The organism is Parazoarcus communis SWub3 = DSM 12120, assembly GCF_003226565.1.
Taxonomy (GTDB): Bacteria; Pseudomonadota; Gammaproteobacteria; order Burkholderiales; family Rhodocyclaceae; genus Parazoarcus; species Parazoarcus communis.
Genome location: NZ_QKOE01000005.1, coordinates 123,797 through 139,198 on the forward strand (window position 1 = coordinate 123,797; position 15,402 = coordinate 139,198).

15 protein-coding genes are annotated in these 15,402 nt (G+C 63.8%); 2 read left to right on the forward strand and 13 right to left on the reverse strand.

Going from position 1 to position 15,402, the window contains the following annotated elements; translation table 11 throughout:
- Positions 1-20: 20 nt before the first annotated feature.
- The 9 genes from DNK49_RS09130 to DNK49_RS09170 form a co-directional block, all read right to left on the reverse strand.
- Positions 21-326, reverse strand: a complete 306-nt coding sequence (locus tag DNK49_RS09130) for a hypothetical protein (RefSeq protein WP_110524036.1) — start codon at positions 324-326, stop codon at positions 21-23.
- Positions 327-518: 192 nt separating this feature from the next.
- The gene (gene fba / locus DNK49_RS09135) at positions 519-1,571 is read right to left on the reverse strand and encodes a class II fructose-bisphosphate aldolase (protein WP_110524037.1); all 1,053 of its coding nucleotides are present in this window, start codon (positions 1,569-1,571) and stop codon (positions 519-521) included.
- Between the two features lies 1 nt (position 1,572).
- Positions 1,573-2,580 carry a type I glyceraldehyde-3-phosphate dehydrogenase gene (gene gap / locus DNK49_RS09140; protein WP_110524038.1) on the reverse strand — a complete coding sequence of 336 codons (1,008 nt, stop codon included), beginning with the start codon at positions 2,578-2,580 and terminating at the stop codon, positions 1,573-1,575.
- A gap of 26 nt (positions 2,581-2,606) precedes the next feature.
- Positions 2,607-4,634: a transketolase gene (gene tkt, locus DNK49_RS09145; RefSeq protein WP_110524039.1), complete on the reverse strand. Its 2,028-nt coding sequence runs from the start codon at positions 4,632-4,634 to the stop codon at positions 2,607-2,609.
- A gap of 65 nt (positions 4,635-4,699) precedes the next feature.
- Positions 4,700-5,578: a phosphoribulokinase gene (locus DNK49_RS09150; RefSeq protein ID WP_110524040.1), complete on the reverse strand. Its 879-nt coding sequence runs from the start codon at positions 5,576-5,578 to the stop codon at positions 4,700-4,702.
- An 11-nt stretch (positions 5,579-5,589) separates the two neighbouring features.
- On the reverse strand, positions 5,590-6,681 hold the full coding sequence (locus DNK49_RS09155; RefSeq protein WP_110524041.1) for a class 1 fructose-bisphosphatase: 1,092 nt from the start codon (positions 6,679-6,681) through the stop codon (positions 5,590-5,592).
- A 16-nt stretch (positions 6,682-6,697) separates the two neighbouring features.
- Positions 6,698-7,663 carry a CbbX protein gene (gene cbbX / locus DNK49_RS09160; protein WP_110524042.1) on the reverse strand — a complete coding sequence of 322 codons (966 nt, stop codon included), beginning with the start codon at positions 7,661-7,663 and terminating at the stop codon, positions 6,698-6,700.
- A gap of 31 nt (positions 7,664-7,694) precedes the next feature.
- A complete protein-coding gene (locus tag DNK49_RS09165; protein ID WP_110524043.1) occupies positions 7,695-8,120 on the reverse strand; it encodes a ribulose bisphosphate carboxylase small subunit in 426 nt (141 codons plus the stop codon).
- A gap of 84 nt (positions 8,121-8,204) precedes the next feature.
- On the reverse strand, positions 8,205-9,671 hold the full coding sequence (locus DNK49_RS09170) for a form I ribulose bisphosphate carboxylase large subunit (RefSeq protein WP_110524044.1): 1,467 nt from the start codon (positions 9,669-9,671) through the stop codon (positions 8,205-8,207).
- A gap of 92 nt (positions 9,672-9,763) precedes the next feature.
- On the opposite strand from DNK49_RS09170, the gene DNK49_RS09175 reads away from it, so the two are divergent.
- Positions 9,764-10,684 carry a LysR substrate-binding domain-containing protein gene (locus DNK49_RS09175; RefSeq protein ID WP_110524045.1) on the forward strand — a complete coding sequence of 307 codons (921 nt, stop codon included), beginning with the start codon at positions 9,764-9,766 and terminating at the stop codon, positions 10,682-10,684.
- A 20-nt stretch (positions 10,685-10,704) separates the two neighbouring features.
- Here the strand turns inward: DNK49_RS09175 and DNK49_RS09180 are convergent, their stop codons facing one another.
- The 4 genes from DNK49_RS09180 to pyk form a co-directional block, all read right to left on the reverse strand.
- Positions 10,705-11,130 carry a gamma-glutamylcyclotransferase family protein gene (locus DNK49_RS09180; protein ID WP_110524046.1) on the reverse strand — a complete coding sequence of 142 codons (426 nt, stop codon included), beginning with the start codon at positions 11,128-11,130 and terminating at the stop codon, positions 10,705-10,707.
- The gene (locus DNK49_RS09185; RefSeq protein ID WP_110524047.1) at positions 11,127-11,792 is read right to left on the reverse strand and encodes a hypothetical protein; all 666 of its coding nucleotides are present in this window, start codon (positions 11,790-11,792) and stop codon (positions 11,127-11,129) included. Before DNK49_RS09185 ends, DNK49_RS09180 begins: the two co-directional genes overlap by 4 nt.
- A gap of 104 nt (positions 11,793-11,896) precedes the next feature.
- A complete protein-coding gene (gene fba / locus DNK49_RS09190; RefSeq protein WP_110524213.1) occupies positions 11,897-12,961 on the reverse strand; it encodes a class II fructose-bisphosphate aldolase in 1,065 nt (354 codons plus the stop codon).
- Positions 12,962-13,136: 175 nt separating this feature from the next.
- The gene (gene pyk, locus DNK49_RS09195; protein ID WP_110524048.1) at positions 13,137-14,591 is read right to left on the reverse strand and encodes a pyruvate kinase; all 1,455 of its coding nucleotides are present in this window, start codon (positions 14,589-14,591) and stop codon (positions 13,137-13,139) included.
- Between the two features lie 223 nt (positions 14,592-14,814).
- Between pyk and DNK49_RS23915 the strand changes: the two genes are divergently transcribed.
- Positions 14,815-15,225, forward strand: a complete 411-nt coding sequence (locus DNK49_RS23915) for a hypothetical protein (RefSeq protein WP_133255099.1) — start codon at positions 14,815-14,817, stop codon at positions 15,223-15,225.
- Positions 15,226-15,402: the final 177 nt, after the last annotated feature.

The following is a 15,402-nucleotide window of genomic DNA, read 5'->3' on the forward strand; positions in this document are numbered from 1 at the left end:
GTGAGGCTTGAAGCGGGTGCTTACTTGGCCAGGCTCTGCAGCTTGGACATGGCGGTCTGGCTGACTTCGGTGGCCAGTGCGCTGAAGGCTTCGCCCTGAGCTTGCAGCAGCTTGAACAGTGCGGTGTTGGCATCGACGTTGAAGCGCACGACTTCTTCCGGCGTCTTCAGCTTGGCGGCCTTCTGGGCTTCGGTCTGGAAGAAGGCCATCAGCTCTTCGCCGGACTTCTTCTGCAGTTCGATGGACTTGCCAATGGTTTCCGCCTGCATGGCCATCAGGGCCTGGACGGTTTCGATCGGGTTCTTGAATTCGGGCATGGCGGCCATGGTATTACTCCTTTGGTGGTGATGTTGCAGTGCACAATGACTCGCACTTTACCCTAATTCACTGCTGTGTCAATGCTTTTTTGATGAATCATGCTGTCCTGACATTACAGGTTTAGTGCGCAAGAAAAAACCGCCACCGGAACCCGGCGGCGGCAAAAAGGGCCCGCAAGGGGCAGGGAGTCGAAAATGAGATCAGGCGATGCGCTGGGTGTGACGATTCGCGTGCGGGATGTGATGCCTTTGTGATCCAACGTGGCTGGCCTGGCCCGCGCAACCGAAGGCCTCGAAGCGCTCCCTGCAGATGCCGGCTGCGGCGTCGCGAGCCGCCTTGAAGAACTTGCGCGGGTCGAATTCGCACCGGTCGGTGTCGGCCAGGCGGCGGATTGCACCACTCATTGCCAGGCGTAGATCGGTGTCGATGTTGATCTTGCGCACCCCGTGACGGATGCCCGCAACAATGGCCTCGACCGGCACGCCGTAGGTTTCGCCAATATCACCGCCATGCTCGCGGATGATGCGCAGCCACTCCTGCGGCACGCTCGATGAGCCATGCATGACCAGATGCGTGTTGGGAAGGCGGCGATGAATGGCCGCGATGCGGTCGATGTCCAGGATGTCACCGGTAGGCGGTCGGCTGAACTTCCATGCGCCGTGGCTGGTGCCGATGGCCACCGCCAGTGCATCGACGCCAGTGATGGCAACGAAATCCGCCGCTTGCTCCGGGTCGGTCAGCATCTGGCCGTGCGCCAGGATGCCGGTCGCACCCACGCCGTCTTCCTCACCGGCTTCACCCGTCTCCAGCGAACCGAGGCAGCCGAGTTCGCCCTCTACCGATACACCCACCGCGTGTGCCATGTCGACCACACGACGAGTGACCGTCAGGTTGTAGTCGTAACTGGCCGGGGTTTTCATATCCTCGAGCAGCGAGCCGTCCATCATCACGCTGGTGAAACCGTTGCGGATGGCTTGCTGGCACACGGCCGGGCTGGCACCGTGGTCCTGGTGCAGGCAGATCGGGATGTCCGGCCACTGTTCGACCGCGGCTTCGACCATCTTGCGCAGGAAGGCTGCACCGGCATAGCCCCGTGCACCGGCCGAAGCCTGCAGGATGACCGGGCTGTCGGTCTCGGCCGCGGCCTGCATGATGGCCTGGATCTGTTCCATGTTGTTGATGTTGAATGCCGGAATGCCGTAGTCGTGGGCGGCAGCGTGGTCCAGCAGCGGGCGGAGTGCGATCAGGGCCATGTCAGTCGGCCTCCATCATGGCGCAGGCGGTGTCGAGCATGCGGTTGGAAAAGCCCCATTCGTTGTCGTACCAGGCGGTGACCGTGACCAGATCCTTGTCGACCTTGGTCAAGGTGCTATCGAACAGGCTGGAGTGCGGGTTGTGGTTGAAGTCGCAGGACACCAGCGGCAGGGTGTTGACGCCGAGGATGCCGCGCAGCGCGCCGTGGGCGGCCTCGCGTACCAGGTCGTTGACCTCGTCGACCGAGGTTTCGCGCGCAGCGACGAAGGTGAAGTGGGTGAAGGATACATTGGGCGTCGGAACCCGCATCGCATAGCCGTCCAGCCGTCCGGCCAGTTCCGGAAGCACCAGCCCGACCGCGGCGGCGGCACCTGTGCGGGTGGGGATCAGCGATTGGGTGGCCGAGCGGGCGCGACGCAGGTCGGCGTGATGAACGTCGATCAGCACCTGGTCATTGGTGTAGGAGTGGATGGTGACCATCTGCCCACGTACGATGCCTAGTGGCCGGTGCAGTGCAAATGCAAGCGGGGCGAGGCAGTTGGTGGTGCAACTGGCATTCGACACGATCTGGTGGCGCGCGCGCAGGGTCTGATCGTTGACACCGTAGACCACGGTCGCGTCGGCATCCTCCGCTGGGGCCGAGACGAGCACCTTGCGGGCACCTGCCTCCAGGTGGGCCGCCGCCTGGTCGCGGCGGGTAAACAGGCCGGTGCATTCCAGCACCACATCGATGCCCAACTCAGCCCAGGGCAAGCGTGCCGGGTCGCGTTCGGCGAACACCCGGATGGGGTCGCCCGCCACCTGCATCCCGCCATCGCTTGTTTCTACTGCATGCGGGAAGGGCCCATGCACGCTGTCGTAGCGGGTCAGGTGGGCATTGGTCTGCGGACTGCCGAGATCGTTGATGGCAACGATCTCCAGATCATGCCGTCTCGTTGACTCGTAGTGGGCGCGCAACACGTTGCGCCCGATGCGGCCATAGCCGTTGATTGCGACTCTGATGGTCATGCTGTCTCCTCGTGGGGTGGGGGAATTCACAGCAGGCGACGTGCGGTGTCCGCCACGCGTTCGGCGGTGAACCCGAACAAGGCGTTCAACTCGTCGGCAGGTGCCGATTCGCCGAACCGGTCGATGCCAATCACGGCGGCCCGTGGCGCGCCAGCCAGATATTTCCACCAGCCGTCCGGCTGTGCCGCCTCGACTGCGACCCGGGCGCAGCCTGGTGGGAGCACTGCATCGCGCCAGGCTGCGGGTTGGCGGTCAAAGGCGCTGGCGCAGGGCATCGACACCACCCGGGTGGGAATGCCGTCGGCTTGAAGGCGGTCGCGGGCGGTCATCGCCAGCGCGACCTCGGCGCCGGTGGCGATCAGCACGACGGCTGCAGGACCGTGCGTGGCTTCGGCCAACACGTAGCCGCCACGCGCAATGTCGCCAAGCTGGCCGGTATCGCGGGACTGGTGAGGCAGGTTCTGGCGTGACAGGGCGAGCAGGCTGGGGCCATCGGTGCGCTGCACGGCACTGTTCCAGGCGGCCTGGGTTTCCACTGCATCGCAGGGCCGCCAGACGTCCAGGCCGGGAATCTGGCGCAGGCTGGGCAGATGTTCGATGGGTTGGTGGGTGGGGCCGTCCTCGCCGAGGCCGATCGAGTCGTGGGTCATCACGTAGATGGTGCGCAAACGCATCAGCGCGCTCATGCGGATGGCGTTGCGGGCGTAGTCCGAGAACACCAGGAAGGTGGCGCCGAAAGGCAGCAGGCCGCCATGAAGCGCGATGCCGTTCAGCGCCGCGGCCATGCCGAATTCGCGCACACCCCAGTTGATGTGGCGACCACTGGCATCGGCCCGCATGGCGCCGCAGCCGGGCCAGTCGGTGAGGTTGGAGTGGGTGAGGTCGGCCGAGCCGCCGATCAGCTCGGGCAGGGCCCGGGCCAGGCGGCCGATGGCCTGTTGGCTGGCTTTGCGGCTGGCCAGGGTGGCGCCTTCGTTGTTGACACCGCGCAGGATGGCGTCGGCGAGTACCTTGAAGCCGGTGGGCAGCTTACCGCTGACACGACGTTCGAACTCTGCGGCTTCTTCGGGCCAGGCTGCCCGGTAGGCGTCGAGTCGCTGTTGCCACGTGGCGCGCTGGCTGGCTCCAATGCGGAGGGCGTCGAAGCTGGTGCGGACCTCCTGTGGCACATGAAAAGGCGGGTGATCCCAGCCCAGCGCTTCGCGGGTGGCGGCAATCTCGTCCGGACCCAGCGGTGCGCCGTGGATGCCGGCGGTGCCGGCCCGGCTGGGACTGCCGCGGCCGATGGTGGTGCGGCAGCAGATCAGCGTGGGGCCGGCATCGTTGTCGGCATGGGTACGTGCCTCGCGGATGGCGCGGTCGATGGCGTCGATGTCATGTCCGTCGACCGCTTCGATGACGTTCCAGCCGTAGGCGCGGAAGCGCGCCGGGGTGTGGTCGCCGAACCAGCCGGCGACGTCGCCGTCGATGGAGATGCGATTGTCGTCCCACAGCGCGATCAGCTTCGACAGGCGTTGCACGCCGGCAAAGCTGGCTGCTTCGTGGCTGACGCCTTCCATCAGGCAGCCATCGCCCAGGAAGACCCAGGTGTGGTGATTGACCAGCGTGTGCTCAGGCTTGTTGAACTCTGCCGCGAGACGCTTCTCCGCCAGGGCCATGCCGACTGCGTTGGCCAGGCCCTGACCCAGCGGGCCCGTGGTGGTTTCCACGCCCGGGGTATGGCCGTACTCGGGATGCCCCGGGGTCTTGCTGCCGAGTTGGCGGAAGCGCTTGAGTTCGTCCAGTGGCAGGTCATAGCCACTGAGATGGAGCAGGCCATAGAGCAGCATGGAGCCGTGGCCGTTGCTGAGCACGAAGCGGTCGCGGTCGGGCCAGGCCGGGTCGGCGGGGTCGTGCTTGAGGTGACGGGTCCATAGCGCGACAGCGATCTCGGCCATGCCCATCGGCATGCCCGGATGGCCGGACTGGGCGGCCTCGACGGCGTCGATGGCAAGAAAGCGCAAGGCGTTGGCGCAGAGGGTGTCCTGGGCGGTCTGGGAGAGGCGCATGTTCATGAGGGACTCCGGAGATTTGGGGAGGCTGGATGAAGGCGGGCACGGAGCGACGCCTTGGCGCGTCGTCAAAGCAGCTTTCGCCGCCGTTCGATCAGCCGCCAGATGAAGGGGGTGAAGATCAGCTGCATGGCCAGTTCCATCTTGCCGCCGGGCACGACGATGGTATTGGCGCGGCTCATGAAGCTGCCGTGGATCATGTTCTGCAGGTAGGGGAAGTCGATGCCCTTCGGGTTGGCGAACCGGATCACCACCATCGACTCGTCCGCGGTGGGAATGGCCCGGGCGATGAAGGGGTTGGAGGTGTCCACCATCGGTACGCGCTGGAAGTTCACATGGGTACGGGCGAACTGTGGGCAGATGTAATGCACATAGTCATGCATGCGGCGCAGGATGGTGTCGGTCACCGCTTCGGTCGAATAGCCGCGGGTGCTCTTGTCGCGGTGCAGCTTCTGGATCCACTCCAGGTTGATGACCGGCACCACGCCGATCAGCAGATCGGGAAAGCGGGCGACGTCGATGCCCTCGTGCTGCACCGCGCCGTGCAGACCTTCGTAGAACAACAGGTCGGTGCCCGCGGGGATCTCTTCCCATGGGGTGAAGGTGCCCGGTTCCTGGTGATGTACGTTGGCTTCTTCGAGGCTGTGCAGGTACTTGCGCCGATGGCCGCTGCCGGTCTCGGCGTAGCTGCGAAACAACTGCTCGAGTTCGGCAAACAGATTGGCTTCGGGGCCGAAGTGGCTGAAGTGAGACAGCGTGCCATCGGCTTCGGCTTCGTTCAGGCGGGCGCGCATCGCCTTGCGGTCGAGGGCGTGAAAGCTGTCACCTTCGATGACGGCGGCAGTGACGCCTTCGCGGCGGAAGATCTCCTCGAAGGTACGCTGCACCGTGCTGGTACCCGCGCCTGACGAACCCGTGATGGCAACAATGGGATGACGTTCGGACATGATGTCCCCCTTTACTGTGAGAAGGCGGCTTCGGTGCTGAACAGCGAACGGCTGTTGAACAGCGGTAGCGGACGTTCGCTGCCGCCGAACAGGGGCTCGGCGTGGTAGCGCTCGATGCGCTCGACCTCTGTGCGCGACCCGAACACGAAACCGATGCGCTGGTGCAGCGCTTCGGGTGCGACCTCCAGCACCGGGCCGGTGCCGGTGGAGGCGCGGCCGCCGGCCTGCTCCACCAGGAAGCCGATCGGGTTGCATTCGTAGAGCAGGCGCAGGCGACCGGCACGGATGGGTTCCTTGCGGTCGCGCGGGTAGAGGAAGACGCCGCCGCGCATCAGGATGCGGTGGGTTTCGGCCACCAGCGAGGCGATCCAGCGCATGTTGAAATCGGCCTCGCGCGGGCCGCTTCGCCCTGCCAGGCATTCGTCAACATAGCGTCGTACCGGTGCCTCCCAGAAGCGGGCATTGGAGGCGTTGATGGCGAATTCTCGGGTGGTCTCTGGAATGCGGATGTCGGGGTGGGTCAGAAAGAAATCACCCAGAATGGGGTCGAAGGTGAAGCCGGCTACCCCCTGGCCGACCGTCAGCACCAGCATGGTGGACGGGCCGTAGATCGCGTAACCGGCCGCAACCTGGTGGCGGCCGGCTTGCAGGAAATCCGCCGCGGCAGCATCCTCGCCCGGCGTCGGCGCACGCAGGATCGAGAAGATCGAGCCGACGGCGACGTTCACGTCAATGTTGGACGAGCCATCCAGCGGGTCGAACACCAGCAGGTACTTGCCGCGGGCGTGGCCAGCCGGCAGCGGAATGGGTGACGCATTCTCTTCCGACACCATGCCGGCAAGGTCTCCGCCCCAGTGAGTGGCGCGCAGGAAGATTTCGTCGGCGAGCACGTCGAGTTTCTTCTGCGTTTCGCCCTGCACATTGGTCTGGCCGTGATCGCCAAGCACATCGGCGAGGGCACCGTGGGCGACTGCGCGCGAGATGGCTTTGCAGGCCTGGGCGACCTGCAGGATCAGTGCATTGAGCTCGCCGGTTGCTCCGGGGTGCTGGCGGCGTTGCGCGATCAGGTACTCGGTGAGGGTGCTGCGGTCGATGCCGAACATGGTGGCCTCCGGGGGATCAGTAGTCGATGCGGTCGGTATCGCGTTCGGGATCGAAGTCGAGGTCGCGGACGTCGTCGGACTCCGTCGCGGGCAGCGGGGAGGCAAACTGGCGGCTGGCACGCACATCGGCCTCGGTCAGCGTGATCAGTGCGTCGGCATCAAGCGGGTTGCCCTGCTCAAACAGGCGCAGGGCCTGACGCAGACGCATGCGGTCCAGTGCATTGCGGATCGAGCGGGCATTGGCAAAGTGCGGGCGCTGCCGGCGCAGCGTGATGTATTCGGCGAAGGCGAGCCGCGCCGCGGGATCGAAGCGATAGTTCCACTGCGCCAGCATGCGCTCGGCGATATCGCCCAACTCACCGTCGTGGTAGTCGGGAAAATCCACATGGTGTGCGATGCGCGACTTCATGCCGGGGTTGGACGCGAAGAAGTGCTCCATGCGGTCGGCGTAGCCGGCGAGGATCACCACCAGATCGTCACGTTGGTTTTCCATGACCTGCAGCAGGATCTCGATGGCTTCCTGACCATAGTCGCGCTCGTTTTCCGGGCGGTAGAGGTAGTAAGCCTCATCGATGAACAGCACGCCCCCCATCGCACGCTTGAGCACTTCCTTGGTCTTGGGGGCGGTATGACCGATGTACTGGCCGACGAGGTCGTCGCGGGTTACTGCCACGACATGGCCGCGTCGGCTATAGCCCAGGCGATGCAGGATCTCGGCCATGCGCAGGGCGACGGTGGTCTTGCCGGTGCCGGGGTTGCCGGTAAAGCTCATGTGCAGCGAAGGTGCCTGGGTGCTCAGGCCCAGACGCTGACGCACGCGGTCGACCAGCAGCAGGGCGGCAATCTCGCGTACCCGGCGCTTGACCGGGGCAAGGCCGACGAGGTCGTGTTCAAGTGCTTCCAGCACTTCGGCAATGCCTGCGTCGCGAAACTCGGCACCTAGATCGATGGTGTCGATCCGGGCTTTTTCGGGAGCATTCATGGTGCATCCTCCTGCGGTCGTCGATGGGCGCTCAGGCGCGGTAGCGCGTGCCTTCGGGGTGGCGGGCGACGGCATAGCTCTCCATCGTGTAATGCAGGCTGCGGCCGCGGGTTTCCTGGCGCACGAGGCGGAAGCCCGGTTCGCTGTCGGGGCGCTGGACGATGAAGGACATGCGCACCGTCTCCCAACCCTGGGTAGGGTCGAAGGCGTTGATGCGGATGTAGGTTCCGGGATTGGCGCGACGGCAGGCGTTCAGCTCGGAGATGACCCCGGCCGGATCCTGAAGGTCGAACATGGGCAGCCCCGACATGTTCCAGTAGGTATTGCGCGGGTGTGGGTCGTCGGTGTACTCGATCGCCACGGCCCAACCCTGGCGCAGGCAGTAGTGGACCTGTGCGGTGATCTGGGCATCGCTGAGATCGGGCAGGAAGGAAAAGCAGCCTTGGGTGATGCGCATGATGGTGTCTCCTCGTGCGGTGTGCAGGTGGCCAGCCACCGCTCCAGCGGAGCGGTAGCAGACCCGTGGTGAGGCGAGTGCGGCTCAGGCGATGCTGGCGGTGGGGACGAAGTCCGAGGTGTCGGTGCTGGTGTAGTTGAAGGTGATGTCACCCCAGGTATCGAGCGCTGCGCGTAACGGCTGGCACCAACGGGCCGCATCGGCGAGGATCTGCGGACCTTCGTTGAGGATGTCGCAGCCTTCGTTGCGAGCCAGCACCATGGCCTCCAGCGCGACCCGGTTGGCGGTGGCACCCGCCTGAATGCCCATCGGGTGACCGATGGTGCCGCCGCCGAACTGCAGCACCACCTCGTCGCCAAACAGATCCAGCAACTGATGCATCTGTCCGGCATGGATGCCGCCGGAGGCGACCGGCATCACCCGCTTGATGCTGGCCCAGTCCTGGTCGAAGAACAGACCGCGTGGCAGATCCTGCCGGGTGACCATGTCGCGACACACGTTGTAGAAGCCTTGCACCGTCATCGGATCACCCTCGAGCTTGCCCACAGCGGTACCCGCGTGCAGGTGGTCCACTCCGGCCAGACGCAGCCATTTGGCGATGACGCGGAAGCTGACACCATGGTTCTTCTGCCGGGTGTAGGTGCCATGGCCGGCACGGTGCATGTGCAGGATCATGTCGTTGTCGCGGCACCAGTTGCTGATCGACTGGATCGCGGTCCAGCCGATGATGAGGTCGACCATGACGATGCACGAGCCGAGGTCGCGGGCGAACTCGGCACGCTTGTACATCTCCTCCATGGTGCCGGCGGTGATGTTGAGATAGTGGCCCTTGGACTCGCCGGTCTGCGCTGCGGCCTGATTGACCCCTTCCATGCAGTACAGGAAGCGGTCGCGCCAGTGCATGAAGGGCTGCGAGTTGATGTTCTCGTCGTCCTTGGTGAAGTCCAGTCCGCCGCGCAGCGCCTCGTAGACAACCCGGCCGTAATTCTTGCCGGACAAGCCCAGCTTGGGCTTCATGGTGGCGCCCAGCAGGGGGCGGCCGAACTTCTCCAGGCGCTCGCGCTCGACCACGATGCCCGTCGGTGGGCCACGGAAAGTCTTCACATACGCCACCGGCAGGCGCATGTCCTCCAGACGTGCGGCTTTCAGCGGCTTGAAGCTGAACACATTGCCGATGATCGATGCGGTGAGGTTGGCGATCGAGCCTTCCTCGAACAGGTCCAGGTCATAGGCCACCCAGCAGAAATACTGTCCATCCTGTCCCGGCACCGGCTCGATGCGGTAGGCCTTGGCGCGGTACTTGTCGCAGGCGGTCAGACGGTCGGTCCACACCACGGTCCAGGTTGCAGTGGAGGATTCGCCCGCGACTGCCGCAGCGGCTTCGATCGGATCCACGCCTTCCTGTGGGGTAATGCGGAAGACGGCGAGCACGTCGGTGTCCTTCGGCTCGTAGTCTGCGTTCCAGTAGCCCATCTGTGCATACTTGAGCACGCCGGCCTGGTAGCGCTTGCGGGGATCGAGGATTTGCTGCGGGGTGTCGGGTGCGCCCATGGTGGTCTCCTTCGCTGTGGTGAGGAGACATTAAGGTTTTGTTGAGATAAGCTCCAATGATGAATATTGTGAGTTTGAGATAAGGTTTTCTGATGAAGCTCGCGCAGCGTCTGACCTTGAAACAACTGCGTTCCCTGGTTGCGGTGGCCGAAACGGCAAGCTTTACTCAGGCAGCCCGCTTGCTTCACCTGACCCAGCCGGCGGTATCGATGCAGCTCAAGGAGCTGGAGACGGTCGTGGGGCAGGTGCTGGTCGATGGCCGCCGCGAGATTCGGCTGACCGCAGCGGGCGAGGCGCTGGTGCGGCGTGCCCGGGAAGCCCTGGCCGCGCTGGATCTGGCGGAGGTGGAGCTGAAATCGATGCGTGGAGTGGCGTCCGGCACCCTCGAGGTGGTGGCGATCACGACTGCCGAGTACTTTGTGCCGCACCTACTGGCTGAATTTGGCCGCCGCCATCCGGACATCAAGTTTCGCCTCACGGTGGAAAACCGCGAGCGGGTGCATGCCTTGCTGCAGGATCAGCGGGTGGATCTGGCGATCATGGGCCAACCACCGCGAGGCTTTGCCCTGCGCAGGATTCCCTTTGCCCCTCATCGCCTGTCCTTTGTGGCGCGTCCGGATCATCCGCTGGCCGGGCGTCCGCATATTCCGCCGGCCGCACTGGCCGGGGAGCGACTGCTGTTGCGTGAACGCGGTTCGGGCACGCGGACCAATCTTGAACGTTTCCTCCGTGTCCATGGGGTACAGCCGCTGGCTGCCGATGAACTGGGCAGCAATGAAACGCTGAAGCAGGCGGTGATGGCGGGTATGGGGGTCGCTTTCCTGTCGCATCACACCTTTGCGATGGAGCTGGAAAGTGGCCGCCTGCTGCGGCTGGATGTGCAGGACACGCCCGTAATCCGGGAGTGGAATGTACTGGTGCACGCTGAACGCCCGATGACACCTGCACTTGAGGCCTTGCTGGATTTTCTGCAGGCGGATGGCGCGGCAATGATGCGGGCGCGGACGGTCTAGCCGGTTTGCCGGTGATGGGCTCAGATGCGCTGATAACCCATGTAACGCTGCTCGAAGCGCTGTCGGCCCTCACGCAGGAATGCTGCATAGTCCCAGTCGCCCGGCAGCAGCAGGTCGGCGTATCTCGGGCGGAAGATGTAGGTGTCAGCCTCGATTGAACGTTGCCTGGCGTCCAGCACGATGACCGTGCTGCGGGTGTATTGCTCACCCTCGAAGGTATCGAGACGGGCAAGGGCGTCCGGTGGTAGATCCAGGTAAAGCATGCCATCCACCGTGGCGTTGGCATTCGGCACCATGCCGGGGTACTCCTCGCCGCGAACCGGGTGCCGGCTGTAGCCCGGAAGTTGCGCGGTGACGGCCTGCACCTGCAAGCCGCAGACCGCAGCCATGATTTCCGGCACCATCAGCGAGCCGTAGGTGAAGCAATGGCGTCCGGAAGCCGTCATGGTTGTTTCAACCAACTCTGGATGAGTGGGTCGCGATGCTGGGCAAGCGCGTGGACGGCGACTTCGATGACCGGTCCACTCAGGGTGTGTCCGGCACTGCTGGCCGGAAGGCGTGCCGAACCCTCGGCGGCGACAACGGTGATGGGTTCTGCCTGGATGCGGTGCTGGCGATCGCGCTCGCTCACCATGACACTGCCGTTGGTCAGGTTCAGCGTGGCATTGAGGCGCACATCGCCACCGGACTTCAGTTTTGCCTCGACATTACAGGGCACCAGGCGGTATTCGTTGATCATCGCCAGCGCTTGACGACGCAGGTAGCGCAGCAGTTCGTCACCACCCGCTGGTGCCTTGGGTGCGGCACGGCGGCCCAGTTGTTCGAGCTCATCATCGGTCAGATGCGGGGCAGCACTGACCAGGGTCTCACGGGGGATTGCCGGTGCTGCAAGGTTGCCCACCTCAAGATGATGATGATGGCCTGCCAGCATGGCGCCAGCCTTGGCAAGCTGCTTGGCGGTGATGGTGGGCATGCCCTGCAGCACCAGGGGACCCAGCAAATCGCTGATCCGTCTGCAAAGTTCGGTGTGTTCGGTCTGGGCGAGGCTGGTCGGTGCGTCGACCTCGAAGTCGAAGGTAATGCGCAGCTTCAATCTGGCTGTGGCCATCTTTTCTCCAGAACACGCCCTGAGTGACGGGCGCAGAGCGAGCCGTGTCCCGATACCAAAAGCGCGCCGATGGGGCGCGCTCTTGGTCCGGAAGAATGAATGGATCAGCGAACGATCTGCGACAACTCACCGGCCTTGTAGCGGGCGGCCATCTTGTCGAGCGAAACCGGCTTGATCTTCGATGCCTGACCCGCGCAGCCGAAGGCTTCGAACCGCGCCTTGCACACCAGCTTGGCCGCTTCACGGGCGGGCTTGTTGAACTCGCGCGGGTCGAACTTGGACGGGTTCTCGAACATGAACTTGCGCACCGCGCCAGTCATTGCCAGGCGGATGTCGGTATCGATGTTGATCTTGCGTACGCCGTACTTGATGCCCTGGACGATTTCCTCGACCGGCACGCCGTAGGTTTCCTTCATGTCGCCACCGTACTGGCGGATGATTTCGAGAAGCTCCTGCGGCACCGAGCTGGAGCCGTGCATCACCAGGTGGGTGTTGGGCAGGCGGGCGTGGATGGCCTTGATGCGGTCGATGGCGAGGATGTCGCCGGTGGGCTTGCGGGTGAACTTGTAGGCGCCGTGGCTGGTGCCGATGGCGATGGCGAGGGCGTCGCAGTCGGTCTGTTTGACGAAGTCGGCCGCCTGGTCGGGGTCGGTCAGCAGCGCACTGTGGTCGAGCTTGCCTTCTGCGCCGATGCCGTCCTCTTCACCCGCCATGCCGGTTTCCAGCGAACCGAGGCAGCCGAGTTCGGCTTCGACGGTGACGCCGATGGCGTGGGAGAACTTGACCACTTCGCGGCTGACCGCAACGTTGTACTCGTAAGAGGAAGGGGTCTTGCCGTCTTCCATCAGCGAGCCGTCCATCATCACGCTGGAGAAACCGGAGCGGATTGCACCCATGCAGATCGCCGGGCTCTGACCGTGATCCTGGTGCATCACGATGGGAATGTTGGGGTAGGCTTCGATTGCCGCGTCGATGAGGTGACGCAGGAAGGCTTCGCCAGCGTATTTGCGGGCGCCAGCCGAGGCTTGCATGATGACCGGGCTGTCGGTTTCGGCCGCAGCCTCCATGATGGCCTGGACCTGCTCGAGGTTGTTGACATTGAAGGCGGGCAAGCCGTAACCGTTTTCAGCAGCATGATCGAGCAGCTGGCGCATGGATACGAGGGGCATGGTGATCTCCGTACGGGGCGGTAAGCCGGGGTAGGTCTGAATGAAGACCGCCATTGTAACGCGAGCCGGCCAGCGCTTGAATGTGTCATGAAGCGGGTTCGGGTGACGAAATGCGTGCGGGCTGGCAATTTTGCACCTTGGGGATGTTCCGCACGCAGTTCGCCACCGGCATGGATCAAGTCATGTCGCTGACCATCTGTGGCGCCTGGTGGTCACCGACACGCACGATCTTCAGTGTATTGGTTCCGCCAGAGGCGCCGATGGGCTCGCCGATGGTCAGCACGATCAGGTCGCCATATTGCACCACGCCCTGGTCGAGCAGGATCTGCTCGGCTTCCCACAGCAGCACGTCGCGGTCGAGATGGGTCTGGCTCATCAGCAGGGGATAGACCTCGCGATACAGCGTCATCTGGTTGCGAGCACCAATCTCCGGGGTGAGGGCGTAGATGGGCACCCCGCTGTTGAGTCGGCTCATCCACAGCGCGGTGGAGCCAGTCTGGGTCAGCGAAGCGATCGCCTTCACCTTGAGGTGATAGGCAGTCCAGATCGCGGCCATGGCGATCGACTGGTCGATACGGGTGAATACGCGGTTCAGGACTTCCCGGTCGAGGCTGACTTCGGCAGATTTTTCCGCCTCCAAACAGACTCGGCTCATCGCTTCGACCACCTCGACCGGAAAATTGCCGGACGCGGTTTCGGCAGACAGCATCACCGCGTCAGTGCCGTCGAGCACTGCGTTGGCTACGTCGGAGACTTCTGCACGGGTTGGCACCGGACTGGTGATCATGGACTCCATCATCTGCGTCGCGGTGATGGTGAGCTTGTTGCGATCCCGTGCGGCGCGGATCATCTTTTTCTGCAACGCCGGTACCGCCGCATCGCCGACTTCCACTGCGAGATCGCCACGCGCCACCATGATGCCGTCCGAGGCATCCAGGATTTCCTCGAGGTTGGCCACCGCTTCGGTACGTTCGATCTTGGCGATGAGCAGCGCCTCGCCACCTGCGGCACGCATCAACTGGCGGGCCATGTACATGTCTGCCGCGCTCTTGGGAAAGGACACTGCGACGAAGTCAACGCCGATCTGCGCCGCCGTCTTGATGTCATCCATGTCCTTGGCGGTCAGTGCCGGTGCGGTCAGGCCGCCGCCCTGGCGGTTGATGCCCTTGTTGTTCGACAGTTCTCCACCCACCCGGACCCGGGTGTGGATCTCGTGTCCTAGGACGCGCTCGACCTGCAGTTTGAGACGACCGTCATCGAGCAGCAGGACGTCGCCCGGCTTGACGTCCTTGGGTAGATCCTTGTAGTCCAGACCGACGCGTTGCCCATTGCCCAGTTCGCAGCGCGCATCGAGGATGAAGCTCTGGTCGCGGCTCAAGGTGATGCGTCCGTTCTCGAACTTGCCAACCCGGATCTTCGGTCCTTGCAGATCGGCAAGGATGCCCACCGGGCGTCCGGCGCGGGCCGAAGCCTCGCGGATGGCATTGGCCCGTGCAATGTGGTCTTCGGCCTTGCCGTGGGAAAAGTTCATGCGGACAACGTCGATACCCGCATGCACCATCCGTTCCAGGACGTGGGCGTCGGTTGAGGATGGACCGAGGGTGGCAACGATCTTGGTGTGGCGGGACATGCGGTCTCCTGGTGTTGTATTGGGCGCCTGACGCGGGTGGCCCCAGGCGCACCGGGGATTCTAGCTGAGTCGCAATAGGGGGGACAGGCGGTCGCTTGTGCAGCGTTGCACAGGTTCTCGGCAAGTGAGGTTTCTGATCCTTCTATCGGGTTCGTGATTGGTCGGATCAACACAGGGCTGTGATCATGTTCTATGCTGGATAGAAAGCCCCATGGAGAGAGACATGACGTATCTGGGTATCCTGCTTCTGGTGTCTGCCTTGCTGGTGTTGCTGCTGGCTGCCTGGCGCCGCGGGATGCGAGGGAACTCCGGTAAGGCGCCTGCGCATCCGGGGGAGGGGGCCGTTCACCTCCCCTCCTACCATGCAGTGGAACTGCGGGCGACGAATGAGCGTGGTTGTGCCGAGGTTCGTGCGCTAAAGGGGCGCCGTTTCCTGTCGGCAGAGGCACCGCCCCTGCCATTGCCAAACTGCGGTCGTTCGGTGTGTAGCTGTGTGTACGTGCATTTCTCCGATCGACGGGTAAGACAACGCAGGCATGTGCATGTGACACCGGTCCGGGGCGATGGTCAGGCTGGATCGGAGCGTCGGGTTCGGGTCGGGCGGCGGGCGTCTGATGTGATCCTGTTGAGCTGAGGACAGTAGTGGTGTCATAAGCCCGCTTGAATGGGCAGGATGAATTTGTCACAAATTCTCACATTCATTCCTCCCTGATGGGGGTTCCCGATAAACATTGGTTTAGACTCGCGCGTCATGTTTTCCGGTGCCGGGCTGGATGACGGATTGTCATTGCAGCGCGTGTTCGAGCGTCTA